The organism is Bradyrhizobium sp. ISRA464 (genome assembly GCF_029910095.1).
GTDB lineage: Bacteria > Pseudomonadota > Alphaproteobacteria > Rhizobiales > Xanthobacteraceae > Bradyrhizobium.
In genome coordinates this window covers 1,772,961-1,791,275 of record NZ_CP094526.1, presented here as the reverse complement: position 1 = coordinate 1,791,275, position 18,315 = coordinate 1,772,961, and the positions used below count along the sequence as shown (strand labels likewise).

Genomic DNA, 18,315 nt, shown 5'->3' with positions numbered 1-18,315 from the left:
GAAATGTGAAGCTTGATTTTGGCCCGACAATCGCCACCTTGCGGGTTACCGCCCGCCTTATTTGGCCCCTCCCGCCGGGTTTCTCCAGTCCTTCATGGCCCCCAGTTTTTCTGACATCGTCGAGGAAGCGCGTCTCTCGGCGCGGGCGCTGCTCGACTATGGCGAGGGCTTCTTCAACCCGACGGTCCGGCTCGGCGTCACTGGCCTGTCGCGCGCCGGCAAGACGGTGTTCATCACGGCGCTGGTGCATGGGTTGACGCGCGGCGGCCGCCTCCCGGTGTTCGAGGCCTATGCCTCGGGGCGGATCGCCCGCGCGCGTCTCGCGCCGCAGCCCGACGACGCGGTGCCGCGCTTCGCCTATGAGAATCATGTCCGCACCCTGATCGAGGAACGGCGCTGGCCGAGCTCGACCACCGACATTTCCGAGCTCAGGCTCGTGATCGACTATCAGCGGCAAAATGGCGCGGACCGCACCCTCACCCTCGACATCGTCGATTATCCCGGCGAGTGGCTGCTCGATTTGCCGCTGTTGAACAAGAGCTATGAGCGATGGTCGGCGGAGAGCCTGGCGCTGTCGCGCGAGCCGCTGCGCGCCGCCCTCGCCGCGCCGTGGCATGCGCATCTCGCAACGCTCGCGCCCGAGGGTAAAGAGGACGAGCAGGCCGCGCTCGCCCAAGCAAGACTGTTCACCGACTATCTGCGCGCCTGCCGCGATGAACGCTTCGCGATGAGCCTGCTGCCGCCCGGCCGCTTCCTGATGCCCGGCAATCTCGCCGGCACGCCGGCGCTGACCTTCGCGCCGCTCGAGGTGCCCGTGGGCGGGAGCGCACCCGACGGCTCGCTCTGGGCGATGATGCGGCGGCGCTTTGAAGCCTACAAGGATGTCGTGGTGCGCCCGTTCTTCCGCGACCATTTCGCGCGGCTGGACCGCCAGATCGTGCTGGCCGATGCTCTCGCCGCGTTCAATGCGGGACCAGAGGCGCTGCACGACCTCGAGGCTGCGCTCGCCGGTATCCTCGATTGCTTCCGGATCGGCCGCAGCACGATTCTGAGCGCGCTGTTCCGGCCGCGCATCGACCGCATCCTGTTCGCGGCCACCAAGGCCGACCATCTGCATCATCAGAGCCACGACCGGCTGGAGGCCGTGCTGCGGCGGATCGTGGCCAAGGCCGCCGAGCGCGCCGAATATGCGGGTGCCGCGATCGACGTGGTGGCGCTCGCCGCGGTGCGCGCCACCCGCGAGGCGCAGGTGCAGCGCGGCCGCGACACGCTGCCCTCGATCCTCGGCGCGCCAGCGCCGGGCGAGGTCGCCAACGGCGAGACGCTGGACGGCGAGGCCGAGGTCGCGACCTTTCCGGGCGACTTGCCCGACAATCCCGAGGCCCTGTTCCGGGGCGAATTCCGCGGCCTCTCCAGCGCGGGTGCCGAGGCGGCCGATTACCGCTTCCTGCGTTTCCGCCCGCCGAAGCTGGAAAGAAACGGCGACGGAGAGCCCACGCTGCCTCACATCCGCCTTGACCGCGCCCTCCAGTTCCTGATCGGAGACAAACTGCGATGAACGAGAAGACGCCTTACCGGCGGCCGGCGACGTTCAAGCTCGACGATCCCGGCGTGGTCGTGATGGATCCGGAGGACCGCGGCCGCTTCGCCCGCGGCACGGTCCAGATCGTGCCCGAGGCCGAGCCGCCGCAACTGCCCGTTGCGATCGATGCACCGCTGCTGCCGGTGCGCCGCGGTTTCCGCTGGGGCGCACTGTTCTGGGGCGCCGTCGCAGGCCTCGTGCTGCTCGGCACCGGGCTCGGTGTCGTCAACCTGATCGAGGACCTGTTCGCACGCAATCAGGGCCTCGGCTTCCTCGGGCTGGCCTGTGCGATCGTCGCGGCGTTGGCGCTGGCGGTCGTGATCGCGCGCGAGGCGATCGGGCTGGCGCGGCTTGCGACCATCGAGAAGCTGCATCTGCGCGCGGCTGAGGTGCTCGCCAGCGACGACCGCGCCGCGAGCCGGACGATCGTCGCCGACCTGCTCAAGCTCGCGCACCAGACCCCGCAGCTCGCGCGCGCCCGCAACACGCTGCGGAGCCATACCGACGACATCATCGATGGCGCCGACATGATCCGACTGGCCGAGCGCGAACTGATGGCGCCGCTCGACGAGGAAGCGCGGCGGCTGGTCTCGGCGGCGGCGCAGCGCGTGTCCGTCGTCACCGCGGTCAGTCCGCGCGCTGCGATCGATGTGCTGTTCGTATTCGTATCCGCGTTGCGGATGATCCGGCAACTGGCGCGGCTCTATGGCGGCCGGCCCGGCACGCTCGGCATGATCAGCCTGATGCGTCGCGTGATCGCGCATCTGGCGATCACCGGCGGCATGGCCGCGAGCGACAGCCTGATCCAGCAGATGCTCGGCCACGGCATCGCCGCGAAGCTCTCGCAGCGGCTCGGCGAAGGCGTGCTCAACGGCCTGTTGACCGCGCGGCTCGGCCTTGCCGCGATCGACGTCACCCGCCCGCTTCCGTTCAGCGCGCTGCCGCGCCCGGCCCTCGCCGACCTTGCCAAGGACCTCCTGCGCAAGCGCGAGGGGGAGGAGTAGCTCTTCTCTTTTTCAACGCAGGAAGATGCCCATCGATGCGCGCTCTCCCCTTGTGGGAGAGGGCAATTCCGGCGCTCGACACAAGCTCGCCTGGGTGAGGGGTTTGCTTGCACGAACACCTCATCTGCGGAGCGAAACCCCTCATCCGGCGCGCATGACATGCGCGCCACCTTCTCCCACAAGGGGAGAAGGAAGAAGAAGCATCACCAGCACGCGCCAGCGGAAGAAAGTCGTGTCCGGCGGCGGCGACAAATCGGGGGTCCAGCCGCTGATCTTCTCCAGCGAATAGGTATCCATTACCGTGCCGCGCCAGCTCCGCACCACGCGCTCCAGCGGCTGCCGCACGGCGGTGGTCTCGTTCCACAGCGGCAGATTGTTCTCTGGCTCGCGCCCGACATAGAGGCCGACATGATCCCGGATCATGTTCATGCCGGGATCGGCAAAGCCCTGGTAGCGGCCGCGTTCGTTGATCTCGACCACGGGCACCCGCCCCCTCAGGAACCAGCGCAGCATCGCATAGGTGCGATAATCCGTGGTCGCAACCCAGGTCGCGCCGGTCGCCTGCAACTGCGCCTCGGTGCGCGCGGCCACCACGTCGTAGCCGGCCTCGGTGCCGATCGGATCGGTATGGCCGGTCAGATTCCACGGCACCACCATGTAATACAGGACCACGCAGACCACGAAGGCGATGCCCGACGTCACCGCGGTCCGCGCCCAGAACACGGTCGATTTGACCAAGCGGACCGACCAGCCCTCGAACGGCATCCGCGTGACGTTGATGGCGACGGCCGCAAAGCCGGCCGGCCACAGGAACATCGGCCAGGTGTCGCCGACCCGCAGCGTCAGCGACTTCCAGAAGAAGTACGCGAACGGCACCAGCACCGCCGTCGACAGCAGGATCGCGACCGGCTCGCGACCGCGATAGCCGCGCCATGCCGTCAATGCCGCGCCGAACAGCGTGACCGGCAACAGCACGAAGCCGACCAGGCCGAACTGCATGCCAATGAATTCGCCGACGGTGCGCAGCAGAAAGGAGCCCTCCGTCGTGGCGCGCACCGCCTGGAAACGGAACGAGGCCCAGTCGTGCTCGGCATTCCAGATCAGCACCGGTGAGAACACCGCGACCGCGATCACCGCGGCGAGATAGGGATACGAGCTGCGCAACCAGCGCCACCGCCAGTCCGGCACCAGCGCAAAGGCCAGCACCGCCGGCGCCAGCATGATCGCGGTGAATTTCGACAGCAGCGCCAGCCCGGCGAACAGCCCGGTGGCGAGCCACCAGCGCCCGTCATTGCTTTGCGCAAGCCGCACCAGCGACCACAGCATCGCCACCGCGAACGGGATCATCGCGGTGTCGGGCGCGACCTTGGCCATCAACAGTCCGTAATAGAGCGCGGCCTCCGGCAGCAGCAGCGCCAGAATGACGGCACGGATGTTGTTGCCGGTGACGCGGCGAACGATGTCGGCGAGCAGCAGCTGCATCACCAGCATCGCCACGATGCCGCTGAAGCGCACGCCGAGATTGGTGTCGCCGAAGATCGCCGTGCCGAAACGGATGAACCAGGCGATCATCGGGGGATGGTCGAGGAACGACAGCACGTGCTCTTTCGACCAGGTCCAGTAATAGGCCTCGTCGGTGCGCAGATCGAGCGCGGAGGCGTAGACCAGCCGCATCGCGGTCATGGCGATCATCACGGCGATGACGCCGCGCCACTGGGGCGCGCGCGAACGGGCCGGCTTAACGCTGATGTTATCGGCAGGGGCTATCGTCACGGCGCGCTTTTTGTTCGACTCTTGCGGGGGTGTCAACGTGTTGCAGCGCCGGATATCACCTCTCGCGCCGGCCCGCGGTGGTGTTCACCGCGGGAATTAAACACTAGACTTGCCAATCATGACTCACATGGCCTCCCGTTCGCGTGAACATTTGCAGGAGATGGTCCGCGGCGTCGGCCTGCGGCAGGTCCGCCTGGTCAGCGGCGCGATCATGTTCGCCTACCTGGTCAGCCATTTCCTCAACCACGCGCTCGGCAATATTTCGATGCAGGCGCTGGCGATCGGCGTCCATTACCACACCAAGTTCTGGCAGTTCCTGCCCGTCGCGATCGCGTTCTACGGCGCCTGCCTGGTGCATACCGCGCTCGGCATCTGGGCGTTGTACCAACGCCGCGAATTCCGCTGGAGAGCGATCGAACCGCTACAGCTCGTGCTTGGCCTGAGCATCCCGATGCTGATCATCGTCCACATCGTCGGTGTGCGACTCGCCCAGACCCTGTTTGCGCAAGAGAAGCTCTATCCGCAGGAACTGTACGCGTTCTTCGTCGCGTCTCCGAACCGGCTGTGGACGATGCTCGCGGTGCTGGTGATCGCCTGGGTGCATGGCTGCATCGGCCTGTATTTCTGGTTCAGGCTGCGCCCGTTCTTCAAGCGCGCCGCGCCGTTCCTGCTCGCCGCCGCCGTGCTGATCCCGACGCTGGCAATGCTCGGCATCTACCAGGGCGGCCGCGCCACGATCGCCGACGCCAACGATCCCGCCTGGCGGCAACGGGAGCTGTCGGTCCGGAGTCTCGGGACGGCGGCCGAGGGCGAGGTGCTCGATAAGATCACAAATGGCCTGACGATCGGCTATCTCGGGCTGCTCGGCCTCGTCGTGATCGCACGCGGGGTGCGTGCCCTGCTCGAGCGTCGCGGCGGCATGATCGCACTGTCCTATGGCAATGGCCGCACCGTCCGGGTGCCGAAAGGCTGGAGCGTGCTGGAAGCGAGCCTGCGCAACAATGTGCCGCATGCCAGCGTCTGCGGCGGCCGCGCCCGCTGCTCGACCTGCCGCATCCGCATCGTCGGTGACCACGCAAATCTCCCGGAGCCCTCGCCGCGCGAGGCCTTCGTGCTGCACCGGGTCGGCAGCGACGATCCGTCGATCCGGCTGGCCTGCCAGTTGCGGCCGACCGCCGACCTGACCTTCTTCCAGCTCTTTCTGCCGCACACGATGTCGGCGAATGCGCACGCGACCAACCCGGCGCGGATCGGCCAGGAGCGCTATCTCGTCAGCATGTTCGTGGACATGCGCGGCTCGACACAACTCGCCGAGAAGCGGCTGCCGTTCGACACCGTGTTCATCGTCAACCGCTTCCTCGGCGCGGTGTCGCAGGCGGTGCTGGAGGCGGGCGGGCGGCCGAACCAGTTCGTCGGCGACGGCATGCTGGCACTGTTCGGGCTCGCCGCCGGCCGACAGGAGGCCTGTCGCCAGGCGCTGCGCGCGGCGGCCCTGATCGCAACCCATGTCGACGAGCTGAACCAGTTCCTGAGCCACGATCTGCGTGAGCCGATCCGCTTCGGCATCGGCATCCATGGCGGCGAGGTGATCGTCGGCGACATCGGTTATCGCGACCACATGGTGTTCACGGCGCTCGGCGATGCCGTCAACGTCGCAGCAAGGCTGCAGGACATGACCAAGGCCCTCGCCTGCGAGGCCGTCATCTCCGACGAGGTGCGCATCACGGCGGGACTTGCCGACGATGCCCTGCCCGCGCAGCAGGTCGCGATCCGCGGCCGCAACGCGCCGATGGTCGTGCGCACCGTCGAGGCGACGGGCGTCTTGTCGGCACTTGTCGGCGATCAGCGTGCGGTTGCGGCCTGAAAGGTTCAATGCCGCAACACCGAATGTGATCTGCGGCACATCCGAATGTGCGTTCATCAAACCCTCTCGAACCCGCTCTTCGCAGGGCTCGACTGACAGGCGAGGGGCAACACTGCAACCCGCGCCGCGACGGAGTTCGGGGCGCACTTGAGGAGACCACCATGTTTCGCAAAGTGATACGATCGGCAACGATCGGGGCTTTTCGTTGCATCGCAACGCAGGTGGACGCTGCGAAAGCATCAATTGACTTCAGGTTCCCCGGTGCGACATTTGTTGCCTGTGCGCATTCCGCGAGATGGATGCGCTCAGGCAAGTTGAGCCTGGTGATGACCGGCTCACGACAGATGATGCTTCGGAGGAAGCGGAATGCTCGATCGACGAGACTTGATGAAGCGCGCCGGTATGGCCGCTTTGGTAACGGGGCTGGGATCACGGGGCGCGCTCGCGCTCGACACGGTGACGCTGCCCTTCGGCAATGGCGAACGGCCGCTGGTGCGCTATCCGCAGAAGCGTCCGATGATCGGTCTGACCAGCCGTCCACCGCAACTTGAGACGCCGTTCGCGATCTTCAATGACGGCCCGCTGACGCCGAACAACGCGTTCTTCGTGCGCTACCATCTCGCCGGCATCCCCTACAATCTCGATCCCGATACCTTCACGCTCGAGATCAAGGGCAAGGTCGACAAGCCGCTCAAATTGTCGCTGCAGGACATCAGGAAAATGAAGGCGACCGAGATCGTCGCCGTCAACCAGTGCTCCGGCAACAGCCGCGGCTTCTTCAACCCGCGGGTTGCCGGCGGCCAGCTCGCCAATGGCGCGATGGGCTGCGCGCGCTGGCGCGGCGTGCCGTTGAAGACCGTGCTCGACATGGCCGGCGTTCAGGCCGGCGCGAAGCAGGTGACCTTCAACGGCATGGACGGCCCGGTGATGCAGACGACGCCCGACTTCGTGAAGGCGCTCGACATCGACCACGCACGCGACGGCGAGGTGATGCTGGCCTACGGCATGAACGGCGAGGACCTGCCATTCCTCAACGGCTTCCCGCTCCGCCTCGTGGTGCCCGGCTACTACGGCACCTATTGGGTGAAGCACCTCAACGAGATCACCGTCATCGACAGCGTGTTCGACGGCTTCTGGATGAAATCCGCCTACCGGATTCCGGATACGCCGAACAATGCGGTCGAGCCCGGCACCACGCCGAAAGCCACGATCCCGATCAACCGCTTCACGGTGCGCTCGTTCATCACCAGCGTCGCCGACGGCGCCAAGCTGAAGGCCGGCCGCACGCTGCTGCGCGGCATCGCCTTCGACGGCGGCAAGGGCATCAAGGAGGTCGCGGTGTCGACCGACGGCGGCAAGACCTGGACGCCGGCCAAGCTCGGCAAGGATCTCGGCAAATACGCGTTCCGGGAATGGAAGCTGCGCGTGAGGCTCGCCGCCGGCTCCTACGATCTGAAGGTGCGCGCCACCAACAATGCCGGCGACACCCAGCCGATGGATCCGCTGTGGAATCCGGCCGGCTACCTGCGCAACGTCGTCGAAACCGTGCACGTCACCGCGGCGTGAGGAGAAGCATCATGAAGCGCAAGCTGCTCCCTGCCCTCGCCGCGATCGCGACGCTATCCATCGCCGCGGCGGCCGCCGCACCGGTCAACTACAGGGTCCCCGAGGAGACCGCGGCCTTCAAGCCCGGCCCCAACCTCGAGGTCGTGCAGAACAATTGCAGCGGCTGCCACTCGGCCGACTACGTCAACACGCAGCCGCCGCAAGCCGAGAAAAAGAAGGACTTCTGGAAGGCCGAGGTCACCAAGATGATCAAGGTCTACGGCGCGACGATCAACGACGCCGACGTCGGCAAGATCGTCGAATACCTCGCCGCGACCTATTGAGACGATCTCCGTTTGCCCCTCGGCGCGCAGGCCACGGCCTGCGCGCCGAGCATGCGTCTTTCGGCTCGGTCAGCTGGAACCGTTCGATTTTGCAGCGCATCAATTGATCGCAAAATAGGCGATTCGGCGTCAAACCTCCGAAAAGCGGGTTGTTTCGGGGCAAAAACACACCTTCGTTTGATCTACCCAGCTTTTCGCAAACTGCTATCCTGTACGGTACGGACGAGCCGGTTTGTGCGGGGACCGGCGGTCTGTTTTCGATCGATTCCGCGGAGACGACTGGAAATGCCCAAAGGTACAGTGAAGTGGTTCAATCCGACCAAGGGTTATGGATTCATCCAGCCCGCAACGGGCGGCAAGGACATTTTCGTGCATATTTCTGCAGTTCAGAAGGCTGGTCTTCAGACGCTCAATGAAGGCCAGACGGTGGAGTACGAAGAGATCGCAAATCGCGGCAAGACTTCGGCCGAAAACCTGAAGGTCTAGCGCAACCGCGCCAGGCGAAGCGGCGCACTCTCGGACCTCATCCGGGAGTGGGGGCCGATCCAGCACAACCAGACAACGTGACGTTCGGCGGGGCGGGCACGATGCCCGCGCGCCATGACGATGATCTCTCGCGACCTCATGCAGAGCGCGCAGATGCGCGCGATCGAGTCGGACAATGGCCGCCGTTGGCAGCGCCTGCCGCTGTTCCTGCATCTGCGCACACGCCGGCAACAAGCCTCAGAGGGCGGCTGACGCCCTGGCCGGAGCCGCACGGCACCTTCACGCGAACCTGTATCTGCTTCGCTCGAGAATGCTGCAGCCGTTCAATCCTCAGTCACCCACTGACTGACGGTCATAACGTCGGGCGGCTGCAGATAGCCGCGCGGCCAGAGATCGACGGCCCACTCCACCTTGGTCGCGCGCTCGACCAGCACGGCGGTGTTGTGCGGCGTCTGCATCAGGTGAAACCCGCGATAGTGGGGATCACCGACATCGTGAAACTTGAACAAATTCCACGCCTGCATCACCAACATCAGGCTCGTGGTGTTGCGGGTCGTGTCCCAGCAATCGTAATTGTGCTTGTCGTCATTGGCGCGGAAATCCGCTTTCGCCACGCGCTTGTTTGTGCCGAGGATCGGTCCCATGCGGCGGTCGAACCAGATCACCGCCTTCTGCACAGCCGCGCGCTCGGCGGCGGCATTGGCGTGACCGGCAGCCATGATCCTGGTCAGTGCGGCCCGGTCGGCCGCCGTGAAATCAAGCATCTCGCGGCGGCGGCAGACAAAGCCGTAGCAGACCGTCATCGATGTCGCCGACGGCGGATAGATCGAGACCGAGGAATAGAGTTGCGCGATGCCCGCGCTCAGCTCAGCGGCTTGCGCTGGCGCCGCTGAGAGTAACGACAGCGTGATCGCAGTCAGCGCGCCGGTGAACGCGGTGCGCCTCGCTGATATCGGCTGATCGACGTATTTCATGATTGCTGCCCCAATTGGCGGCAAGATACCCGCGGGCGGGTCGCGATGCCAATACGCCGGGAGCATGGCTGTGGATCGCATCGACACGAAATCAGCCGACCGGCAATGGCGCGTCGCGCTTGACTTCTTCCATCACGGCGTAGGTTCGCGTCTCGCGCACGCCCGGCAACGCCAGCAGGCTTTCGCCGAGGAACCGGCGATAGGCGGACATGTTGGCGACACGCGCCTTGACCAGATAGTCGAAGCCGCCGGCCACCATGTGGCACTCCAGCACTTCCGGTGCGGCCTGGACCGCCTTGGCAAACCGTTCGAAGACATCCGGCGTGGTCTTGTCGAGCAGCACCTCGACGAACACCAGCAATCCAAGGCCGAGCCGGTGCGGGTTGAGCCGGGCACCGTAGCCCTCGACAAAGCCGTCGCGCTGCAGCCGTTTCAGCCGTTCGCCGACCGAGGTCGGCGACAGGCCGATCCTCTCAGCCAGTTCCACATTGGCAATCCGGCCATCCCCTTGCAGGATCGAGAGGATTTTGCGGTCGATCTTATCTATCTCTGCCATATCTCTGGTAAATTTGATAATGCTCCTTATTTTGTAAGGCAAATCTGTTAATTTGTCTATCGAACTACGGTTCGCTACCGCGTAGGTGTTCCCGTGAAAGCCGAAGGAACCCGCCATGCCCGACCCCGACCCGTTTCCCCCGTTCAGCGCCCCCTACGCCCCCGACGATGCCGCTCTCGCCGCCCGCCTGCTGGCCGACAGCAGGCTCGGCGCAGGCCGGGAGGCGCGGATCGATCGCACCGCGACGCGCCTGATCGAGGCCATCCGCGCCAATGACGATCCGCTCGGCGGGGTCGAGGACATGCTGCGCGAGTTCGCGCTCTCGACCAAGGAAGGTTTGGCGCTGATGGTGCTGGCAGAGGCGCTGCTGCGCGTGCCTGACGCGCGCACCGCCGACCAGTTCATCGAGGACAAGCTCGGCCAGGGTGACTTCATCAACCACGAGACCAGGTCGAGCGCGTTCCTGGTCAACGCCTCGGCCTGGGCGCTGGGCGTGTCAGCGCGCGTGATCCAGCCTGGCGAGACGCCGCAGGGCTCGATCGGACGATTGACGAAACGGCTCGGCGCGCCGGCGGTGCGCGCGGCCACGCGGCAAGCGATGCGGCTGATGGGCAGCCATTTCGTGCTCGGTGAGACCATCGAGGCGGCGCTGTCGCGCGCGCAATCGCATTCGGCGCGCGGCTCGCGCTATTCCTTCGACATGCTCGGCGAGGGCGCGCGCACCGCCGACGATGCGCACCGCTACTTCGAATCCTATGCGCGCGCGATCGAGGCGATCGGCAAGACCGCCGGCGCGCGTCCCCTGCCCGACCGGCCCGGCATCTCCGTCAAGCTCTCCGCGCTGCATCCGCGCTTCGAGGCGGTAAGTCGCGCCCGCGTGATGACCGAGCTGGTGCCTCGGTTGGTCGAACTCGCACACCGCGCCAAGGCGTTCGACCTGAATTTCACCGTCGATGCCGAGGAGGCCGACCGGCTGGAACTGTCGCTCGACGTGATCGCCGCCGCGCTCGCGGATGCCTCGCTTGCGGGTTGGAACGGCTTCGGCCTCGCCATCCAGGCCTATCAGAAGCGTGCCGCCGACGTGATCGATTATGTCGACGCACTTGCACGCAGGCTCGACCGCAAGATGATGGTGCGCCTGGTCAAGGGCGCCTATTGGGACACCGAGATCAAGCGCGCGCAGGAGCGCGGACTCAACGGCTATCCGGTCTTCACCCGCAAGGCGATGACCGACCTGAACTACGTCGCCTGCGCGCGTAAGCTGCTGGCGCTGCGGCCGCGGCTGTTTCCGCAATTCGCCACCCACAACGCGCTCACGGTCGCGACCATCCTCGAACTCGCCGACGATCCCGAGAGCTTCGAATTCCAGCGGCTGCACGGCATGGGCGAAGCGCTGTATGCGCAGCTCGGCGAAGAGCGGCCCGAGATCGCCCATCGCACCTATGCTCCGGTCGGCAGCCACCGCGACCTGCTCGCCTATCTGGTGCGGCGACTGCTCGAGAACGGCGCCAACTCCTCCTTCGTCGCGCTGGCCGCCGACGACAAGGTGCCGGCCGCGAGCCTCTTGCGCCGTCCCGCCGAGATCATCGGTATCGCGAGCAATGCCAACCATCCGGAGATTCCGCGACCCGCCGATCTCTATCGGCCGCAGCGCGAGAATTCGCACGGCATCGAGTTCGGCGAGCGCACAGCGCTCGACCAGCTCACGTCGGCGGTTGCAGCCGAACAGAAGGGGCCGCCCGCCACGGTGAATTCGTTCACCGCGGAGCAGGCCAATGCGGCCGTCGTCGCCGCACGCCGCGGCTTCACGGCATGGAACGCCACGCCCGCACAAAAACGCGCCGATATCCTGGACAAGGCCGCAAACCTCCTGGAGCAGCGCCGCGCGCATTTCGTCGCTTTGTTGCAGAGCGAGGGCGGCAAGACGCTGGACGACGCGCTCTCCGAGGTGCGCGAGGCGACGGATTTCTGTCGGTACTATGCAGCGCTCGGGCGCAAGCTGTTCGGCGATGGCGAAGCGATGCCGGGGCCGACCGGCGAAAGCAACGTGCTGGTTTTGCGCGGCCGCGGCGCCTTCGTCGCGATCTCGCCGTGGAATTTTCCGCTGGCGATCTTCCTCGGCCAGGTGTCGGCGGCGCTGATGGCGGGCAACGCGGTGATCGCCAAGCCGGCCGAGCAGACGCCGCTGGTCGCGGCCGAAGCCGTCCGGCTGCTGCATGAGGCCGGCGTGCCGGCGTCCGCGTTGCATCTCGTTCAGGGTGACGGCGCGATCGGCGCCGCGCTGGTTGCCCATCCGCAGATCGCAGGCGTCGTCTTCACCGGCTCGACCGAGGTGGCGCGATCGATCAACCGGACGCTGGCGGCCAAGGACGGCCCGATCGTGCCGCTGATCGCGGAGACCGGCGGCATCAATGCGATGATCGTCGATGCCACCGCGCTGCCCGAGCAGGTCGCCGACGATGTCGTGACCTCGGCGTTCCGCTCCGCCGGCCAGCGCTGCTCGGCGCTGCGGCTGCTGTTCGTACAGGACGACGTCGCCGACCGCACGATCGAGATGATCGCGGGCGCGGCGCGTGAGTTGAAGATCGGCGATCCGTCCGATCCGTCAACGCATGTCGGGCCGGTGATCGATGCGGAGGCAAAGCAACGACTGGATGCGCATATCGCACGCATGAAAAGGCAGGCGCGCACCCATCTCGCCGGCGAGGCGCCCGCCGGCAATTTCGTGGCGCCCCATATCTTTGAACTGTCTGACGCCGGCCAGCTCACCGAGGAGGTGTTCGGCCCGATCCTGCATGTGGTGCGCTACCGTGCCGAGCGCCTCGGCGCGGTGTTGGCCGCGATTGAGGCGACGGGCTTCGGGCTGACGCTCGGCATCCATTCCCGCATCGAGGACACGGTCGAGGACGTGATCGATCGTCTTCAGGTTGGCAACATCTATGTCAACCGCAACATGATCGGCGCCGTGGTCGGCGTGCAGCCGTTCGGCGGCAGCGGGCTCTCCGGCACCGGCCCCAAAGCCGGCGGACCGCATTACCTCGCGCGCTTCGCGACTGAGCAGACAGTGACCATCAACACCGCCGCCGCGGGCGGCAATGCCGCGCTGATGGCAGGGATGGAGTAGGTTCACCGTCATTGCGAGGAGCGAAGCGACGAAGCAATCCATCTATCCCCGCGCCGAGGCATTGATTGCTTCGTGGAGCCTGTCGTCGGGCGCGCGTTCGCGCAACCCGTTGGCTTTGCTCACCCCGCGTTTTGCGCCGTATCGCCCTGAAATGACTTGGGTTGCAACGTGCCCCCGACATGGGTCAAATGGCGGCCCGATCGGGGATCATCGCATTCGATATTCCAGCCACCGGAAAAACATCAACAAGCGCCACGGGAGCGACGGCACGATGGAAAAAGGCATTTTTGACGGGCTCAAGGTTCTTGATTGCGCGAGCTTCATCGCCGCGCCCGCGGCCGCCACCGTGCTGTCCGACTTCGGCGCCGACGTCATCAAGATCGAGCCGCCGGGTGCCGGCGATCCCTACAGGAACCTGCCGAACCTGCCCGGCTATCCCGCGAGCGAACACAATTTCGCGTGGCTGCTTGAGGCCCGCAACAAGAAGAGCCTGGCGCTCGACCTCACCAAGCCGGAGGCGCAGCAGGTGCTCTACAAGCTCGTCGCGGAGGCCGACGTCTTCATCACCAACATGCCGCCGCAGGTCCGCGCGAAGCTCGGCATCACCTACGATCACCTCGCCCATCTCAACGACCGGCTGATCTATGCTTCCTTCACCGGCTATGGCGAGAAGGGCGAAGAGGCCAACAAGCCCGGCTTCGACTCCAATGCCTATTGGGCGCGATCCGGCCTGATGGACCTGGTGCGCGCCGACGAGGAGACCACCCCTGCCCGCTCGGTCGCAGGCATGGGCGACCACCCCTGCGCGATGGCCTTCTATGGCGCGATCGTGACCGCGCTGTTCAAGCGCGAGAAGACCGGCAAGGGCTCGCACGTCTCGACCAACCTGATGGCCAACGGCGTCTGGGCCAACGGCGTGCTGGCGCAGGCCAAGCTCTCGGGCGCCAAGTTCAAGAAGCGCAAGCCGCGCGAAGAGGCCCTGAACGCCGTCACCAACCACTACAAGTGTAAGGACGGCCGCTGGATCATCCTGTCGCTGCTCAACGAAGACCGGCAATGGCCGACGCTGGCGCGCTGCCTCGGCCGCGAGGATCTCGTCGCCGATCCGCGCTTCATCACCAAGGCGGACCGTCACGCGCGCTCGGTCGAGCTGATCAAGATCTTCGACGAGGTGTTCGCGACCAGGGACCTCGCCGAATGGCGCAAGGTCCTCGACGGCAACGGCCTGGTGTTCGGCGTCGTCGGAATTCTCGACGACATCCCGAACGACAAGCAGATGATCGAGAACGAGGTGCTGGTGCGCTTCGAGAACGACACCATGCTGACGGTCAACAGCCCGATCTTCATCGACGGCGCCAAGAAGGTGCAGCCGCGCAAGCCACCCGAGGTCGGCGAGCACTCCGACGAGATCCTGCGCCAGGCCGGCTACGACGAGGCGACGATCAAGCAGCTGCGCGCCTCCGGCGCGGTGGCGTAGAGAACGCGCTCATTCCGGATCGTCATTGCGAGCGGCGCGAAGCAATCCATAGCACCGCTGCGGAGGCATGGATTGCTTCGCCGCTGTCGCTTCCCGCAATGACGCAGTAGCCCGGATGGAGCGAAGCGAAATCCGGGACAAGTCTCGCAACCGGATCATGCAATCCCGGATTGCGCTTCGCTTCATCCGGGCTACGTAGTCCGCGAGTTTTCCATCATAGGAATGCCCCCGACATGCCCCGCTATCGCCTGCACTACTTCCCGGAATCCGGCAACAGCTACAAGCTCGCGCTGATGCTCACGCTCTGTGGCGAGAGCTTCGAGCCGGTGTGGACCGATTTCGGCGGCGGCGTCACGCGAACCCCAGAGTGGCGCGCGACAGTGAACGAGATGGGCGAGATCCCGGTGCTGGAGGTCGACGGCGAGCGCCGCACTCAGACCGCGCCGATCCTGCTGCAGCTCGCCGAGCAGTACGGCAAGTTCGGTGGCGAGACGCCGGCCGAGACGTTCGAGCTGCTACGTTGGCTGTTCTGGGACAACCAGAAGCTCTCCGGCTACATGGCGACCTACCGCTTCCTGCGTACCTTCACGCCGTCGGCCAACCCTGCGGTGCTGAAATATTTCCGCGCGCGGCTCGACGACTTCCTCGGCATCCTTGACCAGCATAGCGGCCGCAATGTCTTCATGATCGGAGCGCGGCCGACGGTGTCGGATTTCTCGATGATGGCCTATCTGCACTATCCAAGCGACGAGACCGGCTACGATTTCGCGACGAGCCATCCGAATATCAGCGCGTGGCTCGGCCGCATTGCGGCCCTGCCCGGCTGGAAGTCCGCCTATGATCTGCTGCCCGGCCCGCGCCTGAAGCACTACGCGTAGGAACGCGCCTGAGCCGGGCCCGGACCGCGCGCGCATCAATCCGATGGAAGCGACCGTTACCGCCCCTTCACGAAACACATGCCGATGCGCGACGCTTGGCCTGCAAGCTGGCAGGCGAGCCCCTCGGCGCAAGTCCAGCCCTGAAAACTGCGGTCGGCCTCGGCGGGCTTCGCCGCCGGCAGGTAGCAATGCGCGCCCCAGCCGTCGCTGTATTCGGTGCCGGCGAGCTCGGTGCTGCCGCGCGATTGCGGGCGGCTGGAGAAGCCGCGCGAAAAGTCCGGCGCCTTGCCGCCGCGGAAGCTGGCAAGGATGTCGCGGCGGCGGACCTGATCGCCGAAGAAATGCGGCGAGGCCGGCACCACAGTGGAATTTGACGGATTCGCCGCCATCCAGTCGACGCCGGGGAAGTGAAAACCGCCGATGCCGCGAGTCTGGTGGCAACCCGCGCAGGTCACGTCGTTGAGGCGCCGCTTGAAGCCGGCGACCGACTGAATGTTCTGCAACCTGGTCCCGTCAGCGGCGGCCCGCTTCAGGGCGCCGACCACATCACTCTCCGAGAACACGGCCTTGCCGGCCGCACCCTCGCCCTCCACCAGCCCGAATTCGGGCTGCAGATCGCTGACATCGAAACCGGTCGGGGTCGGCGCAACGGCGCGCCTCGCAAGGAAGCGCTCGGGGATCAGCAGCGTGCCCCGATCGAGCTCTGCGAAGTGCCCGGGATCAAGCAGCCATGCCTTGAAGTCGCGCTTGAGCCCCTCGTCGGCCAGAATGCGGTCGCGATCGATCTGGTTCTCCAGCGGCGCTTCCACAAAACGCTTCGCCTCGCCGTCATAATCGAACACCTTCAAAAGATAGTCGGTGCGGAAATCGCGCACTGCCGATTTCGGCGCGTGCGCGATCTGCAGGTTGGTCTCGATCCGATCGATGTTCCGGTCACCGATCAGGTCGAGCGGGCCATCCTTGCCGAATAGCCTGTCCATCGTCGGCGGCGCGCCGGCGGTCGCAAGCCAGCGTCGCGCGATCTCGCGACAAGTGAGCGACGCGTCGTTGCCGTCGCCCTTCGCCTTCAGCACCAGGTTCAAGGTCATTGGCAAGCGCTGCGAAACCGCGTTCTCGCCGATCAGCGGCACGTCGGTGCGGGTCAGGCGGTAGATTAGCCGGATCTCGCCGCAACTTGCCGGCGCCACATAGGCGCGGTCCATGCGGTTGACGATGCCCGACAGCACGAAGCGGACGTCTGGCGATTCAAACAGGTTGCGATCAAACAGCTGGAAGGCGAAGCCGTCGCCAACGCCGATGCTCTCGTTCGGCAGGCTCGCTTTGTGGTTCGTCACATAACGATCGAACTCACGCGCGAGCGCCTCGCGCACCGGCACCATCGACGGCAGGCTGAACAGCTCGCGGTTCGACAGCGGCGCGTCGGCCGATCGCTTCGGCGACAGCATGCGGCCGAGGTCGAAGCGGCCATGATCAAGCTCGCGCAGGATGGCGGGATCGATGACCGCGAGACCCCGCTCGAGTGGGCGATCCTCGCCTGCGCGCGCCTGTCCGGCGCCGCCGAGCAGAACAGACACGATCAGCAGGCATCGCAGCGCGCGGCTCATGCCTCCACTAACACCGCGCGGCGAAGCCTATTCAAGAAAAAAGACGCTTCACGTCGCGGTGAAGCGCCCTGGTTTTTGTCTGAGATCCGCGATCAGCGCGCGACGATCAGGCCTCTGCTGGTGACGACCACCCAGCGCCCGTCCTGCCTGCGGATGGCATCGACGCGTCCGAGACCCGGGACGGGATCGCCGGCATAGACCTCATAGATGCCCCCGCGGCCCTCGATCAGTGCACTGCCATTGCCGACATCGCGCAGCGCCCAGCCTTCGACGACCGGCAGCCGGCCGACCTCGACCTTGGGCGCGGAAGCGATTGCGGCCGCCGGCGGCGTGACCGTGCCGGTGACTTCCCTTGCCGCCGCGGGCGTCGCCCCGGTGGTGGCCTGCGGCGTGGTGCGAAGCTTCTCGACCGTCTCGCTGAGCTTGGCGAGCTTGGCCATCGGCTCGGCCTGCGCCTTCTCGACCTTTTCCAGGCGGTCGTTGGTCTTGTTGAGTTGAGCCGAGCCGTTCTTGGCGGTCTGGTCGATGCTGGACTTCAGGGCGGCGATTTCGCCGTCGATCCGGGCGATCGAGGCGTCGAGCGCTTCCTTCGTCGGCGTATCCTTTGCGGCCGCGACATCCGTGCGGGCGAAATGGCCGAGTGCCGTCGTCGCGAAGGCGCCACCGATGGCGCCGGCCACGGCGGCGAGCGCGATCACCGCGGCCATCGCCGCGACCCGGCGGGTGCCGGCCGGCTTGGCGGCCTGCTCCGAGGCCGGCTTCGAGGCCGATGCCTCGTGGTCCCAAGTCCGGTCATTCCAGGTCCGGTCGCCCGGCGCCATGATCATCATCTTGCCCGGGAAATGCGGCTCGTCGCGCTTTCCGGCCTCGACGCGGGGCGCGTCCATCTTCGGCGGCTCGACCCTGGCCGGCTCAATCTTCGGAGGTTCGATCTTGGGCGCTTCGATCTTGGGGGCGTCCGCCTTCGGCGACGTCTCTTCCTGGTCGGGCGAGAGCCTGACAGCCCCGGCATCGGCCGCGGCCAGCACCGGCTCGGTCTTCGCCGCCATTTCGGCGCCGGTTTCACCGCCAAGCGGCTCGCTCTGCTGCTCACTCACGTTCAAA

General features: G+C 66.1%; 15 protein-coding genes. 10 read left to right on the top strand and 5 right to left on the bottom strand.

From position 1 onward, the window contains the following. The first annotated feature begins 94 nt into the window (after positions 1 to 94). Together MTX19_RS08400 and MTX19_RS08395 are read left to right on the top strand one after the other, a co-directional pair. Entirely contained in the window at positions 95 to 1,558 is a 1,464-nt protein-coding gene (locus MTX19_RS08400) for a YcjX family protein (protein WP_280983217.1), read from the top strand. Beyond that, a complete protein-coding gene (locus MTX19_RS08395) occupies positions 1,555 to 2,586 on the top strand; it encodes a TIGR01620 family protein (protein ID WP_280985922.1) in 1,032 nt (343 codons plus the stop codon). The genes MTX19_RS08400 and MTX19_RS08395 overlap by 4 nt, the downstream gene beginning before the upstream one ends. 141 nt (positions 2,587 to 2,727) lie before the next feature. Here the strand turns inward: MTX19_RS08395 and MTX19_RS08390 are convergent, their stop codons facing one another. Next, positions 2,728 to 4,278, bottom strand: a complete 1,551-nt coding sequence (locus MTX19_RS08390; RefSeq protein ID WP_280984729.1) for a glycosyltransferase family 39 protein — start codon at positions 4,276 to 4,278, stop codon at positions 2,728 to 2,730. 208 nt (positions 4,279 to 4,486) lie between these two features. On the opposite strand from MTX19_RS08390, the gene MTX19_RS08385 reads away from it, so the two are divergent. The 5 genes from MTX19_RS08385 to MTX19_RS08365 all read left to right on the top strand — a co-directional run bounded on the left by MTX19_RS08385 (position 4,487) and on the right by MTX19_RS08365 (position 8,850). Next, positions 4,487 to 6,223 carry an adenylate/guanylate cyclase domain-containing protein gene (locus MTX19_RS08385; protein ID WP_280983216.1) on the top strand — a complete coding sequence of 579 codons (1,737 nt, stop codon included), beginning with the start codon at positions 4,487 to 4,489 and terminating at the stop codon, positions 6,221 to 6,223. Positions 6,224 to 6,589: 366 nt separating this feature from the next. Further along, positions 6,590 to 7,789: a molybdopterin-dependent oxidoreductase gene (locus tag MTX19_RS08380; RefSeq protein ID WP_280983215.1), complete on the top strand. Its 1,200-nt coding sequence runs from the start codon at positions 6,590 to 6,592 to the stop codon at positions 7,787 to 7,789. An 11-nt stretch (positions 7,790 to 7,800) separates the two neighbouring features. Beyond that, positions 7,801 to 8,112, top strand: a complete 312-nt coding sequence (locus MTX19_RS08375; protein WP_280983214.1) for a cytochrome c — start codon at positions 7,801 to 7,803, stop codon at positions 8,110 to 8,112. A gap of 285 nt (positions 8,113 to 8,397) precedes the next feature. Continuing rightward, positions 8,398 to 8,598, top strand: a complete 201-nt coding sequence (locus MTX19_RS08370; RefSeq protein WP_212499768.1) for a cold-shock protein — start codon at positions 8,398 to 8,400, stop codon at positions 8,596 to 8,598. 114 nt (positions 8,599 to 8,712) lie between these two features. After that, a complete protein-coding gene (locus MTX19_RS08365) occupies positions 8,713 to 8,850 on the top strand; it encodes a hypothetical protein (RefSeq protein WP_280983213.1) in 138 nt (45 codons plus the stop codon). 71 nt (positions 8,851 to 8,921) lie between these two features. On the opposite strand, the gene MTX19_RS08360 is transcribed toward MTX19_RS08365, so the two are convergent. Continuing rightward, a complete protein-coding gene (locus MTX19_RS08360) occupies positions 8,922 to 9,572 on the bottom strand; it encodes a hypothetical protein (protein ID WP_280983212.1) in 651 nt (216 codons plus the stop codon). Positions 9,573 to 9,663: 91 nt separating this feature from the next. Next, entirely contained in the window at positions 9,664 to 10,128 is a 465-nt protein-coding gene (locus tag MTX19_RS08355) for an Lrp/AsnC ligand binding domain-containing protein (protein ID WP_280984728.1), read from the bottom strand. A gap of 115 nt (positions 10,129 to 10,243) precedes the next feature. Here MTX19_RS08355 and putA point away from each other — a divergent pair, with 115 nt between their 5' ends. From putA to MTX19_RS08340, 3 genes are all read left to right on the top strand, one after another. Next, positions 10,244 to 13,252: a bifunctional proline dehydrogenase/L-glutamate gamma-semialdehyde dehydrogenase PutA gene (putA, locus tag MTX19_RS08350; RefSeq protein ID WP_280983211.1), complete on the top strand. Its 3,009-nt coding sequence runs from the start codon at positions 10,244 to 10,246 to the stop codon at positions 13,250 to 13,252. Positions 13,253 to 13,523: 271 nt separating this feature from the next. After that, the gene (locus tag MTX19_RS08345) at positions 13,524 to 14,729 is read left to right on the top strand and encodes a CoA transferase (protein ID WP_280983210.1); all 1,206 of its coding nucleotides are present in this window, start codon (positions 13,524 to 13,526) and stop codon (positions 14,727 to 14,729) included. Positions 14,730 to 14,962: 233 nt separating this feature from the next. After that, complete coding sequence (locus MTX19_RS08340) at positions 14,963 to 15,607, top strand: glutathione S-transferase family protein (RefSeq protein ID WP_280983209.1); 645 nt, start codon at positions 14,963 to 14,965, stop codon at positions 15,605 to 15,607. 56 nt (positions 15,608 to 15,663) lie between these two features. Here the strand turns inward: MTX19_RS08340 and MTX19_RS08335 are convergent, their stop codons facing one another. After that, positions 15,664 to 17,211, bottom strand: a complete 1,548-nt coding sequence (locus tag MTX19_RS08335) for a hypothetical protein (protein ID WP_280983208.1) — start codon at positions 17,209 to 17,211, stop codon at positions 15,664 to 15,666. Between the two features lie 92 nt (positions 17,212 to 17,303). After that, on the bottom strand, positions 17,304 to 18,308 hold the full coding sequence (locus MTX19_RS08330) for a hypothetical protein (protein ID WP_348638271.1): 1,005 nt from the start codon (positions 18,306 to 18,308) through the stop codon (positions 17,304 to 17,306). Between the last annotated feature and the right edge of the window lie 7 nt (positions 18,309 to 18,315).

Excerpts from the sequence above, each read along its gene's own strand:
- MTX19_RS08345 (WP_280983210.1), top strand. The coding sequence starts at position 13,524 with ATGGAAAAAGGCATTTTTGACGGGCTCAAGGTTCTTGATTGCGCGAGC.
- MTX19_RS08340 (WP_280983209.1), top strand. The coding sequence starts at position 14,963 with ATGCCCCGCTATCGCCTGCACTACTTCCCGGAATCCGGCAACAGCTAC.
- putA (WP_280983211.1), top strand. The coding sequence starts at position 10,244 with ATGCCCGACCCCGACCCGTTTCCCCCGTTCAGCGCCCCCTACGCCCCC.
- MTX19_RS08395 (WP_280985922.1), top strand. The coding sequence starts at position 1,555 with ATGAACGAGAAGACGCCTTACCGGCGGCCGGCGACGTTCAAGCTCGAC.
- MTX19_RS08400 (WP_280983217.1), top strand. The coding sequence starts at position 95 with ATGGCCCCCAGTTTTTCTGACATCGTCGAGGAAGCGCGTCTCTCGGCG.
- MTX19_RS08385 (WP_280983216.1), top strand. The coding sequence starts at position 4,487 with ATGGCCTCCCGTTCGCGTGAACATTTGCAGGAGATGGTCCGCGGCGTC.
- MTX19_RS08365 (WP_280983213.1), top strand. The coding sequence starts at position 8,713 with ATGACGATGATCTCTCGCGACCTCATGCAGAGCGCGCAGATGCGCGCG.
- MTX19_RS08390 (WP_280984729.1), bottom strand. The coding sequence starts at position 4,278 with ATGATCGCCATGACCGCGATGCGGCTGGTCTACGCCTCCGCGCTCGAT.
- MTX19_RS08380 (WP_280983215.1), top strand. The coding sequence starts at position 6,590 with ATGCTCGATCGACGAGACTTGATGAAGCGCGCCGGTATGGCCGCTTTG.
- MTX19_RS08370 (WP_212499768.1), top strand. The coding sequence starts at position 8,398 with ATGCCCAAAGGTACAGTGAAGTGGTTCAATCCGACCAAGGGTTATGGA.
- MTX19_RS08335 (WP_280983208.1), bottom strand. The coding sequence starts at position 17,211 with ATGAGCCGCGCGCTGCGATGCCTGCTGATCGTGTCTGTTCTGCTCGGC.
- MTX19_RS08360 (WP_280983212.1), bottom strand. The coding sequence starts at position 9,572 with ATGAAATACGTCGATCAGCCGATATCAGCGAGGCGCACCGCGTTCACC.
- MTX19_RS08375 (WP_280983214.1), top strand. The coding sequence starts at position 7,801 with ATGAAGCGCAAGCTGCTCCCTGCCCTCGCCGCGATCGCGACGCTATCC.
- MTX19_RS08355 (WP_280984728.1), bottom strand. The coding sequence starts at position 10,128 with ATGGCAGAGATAGATAAGATCGACCGCAAAATCCTCTCGATCCTGCAA.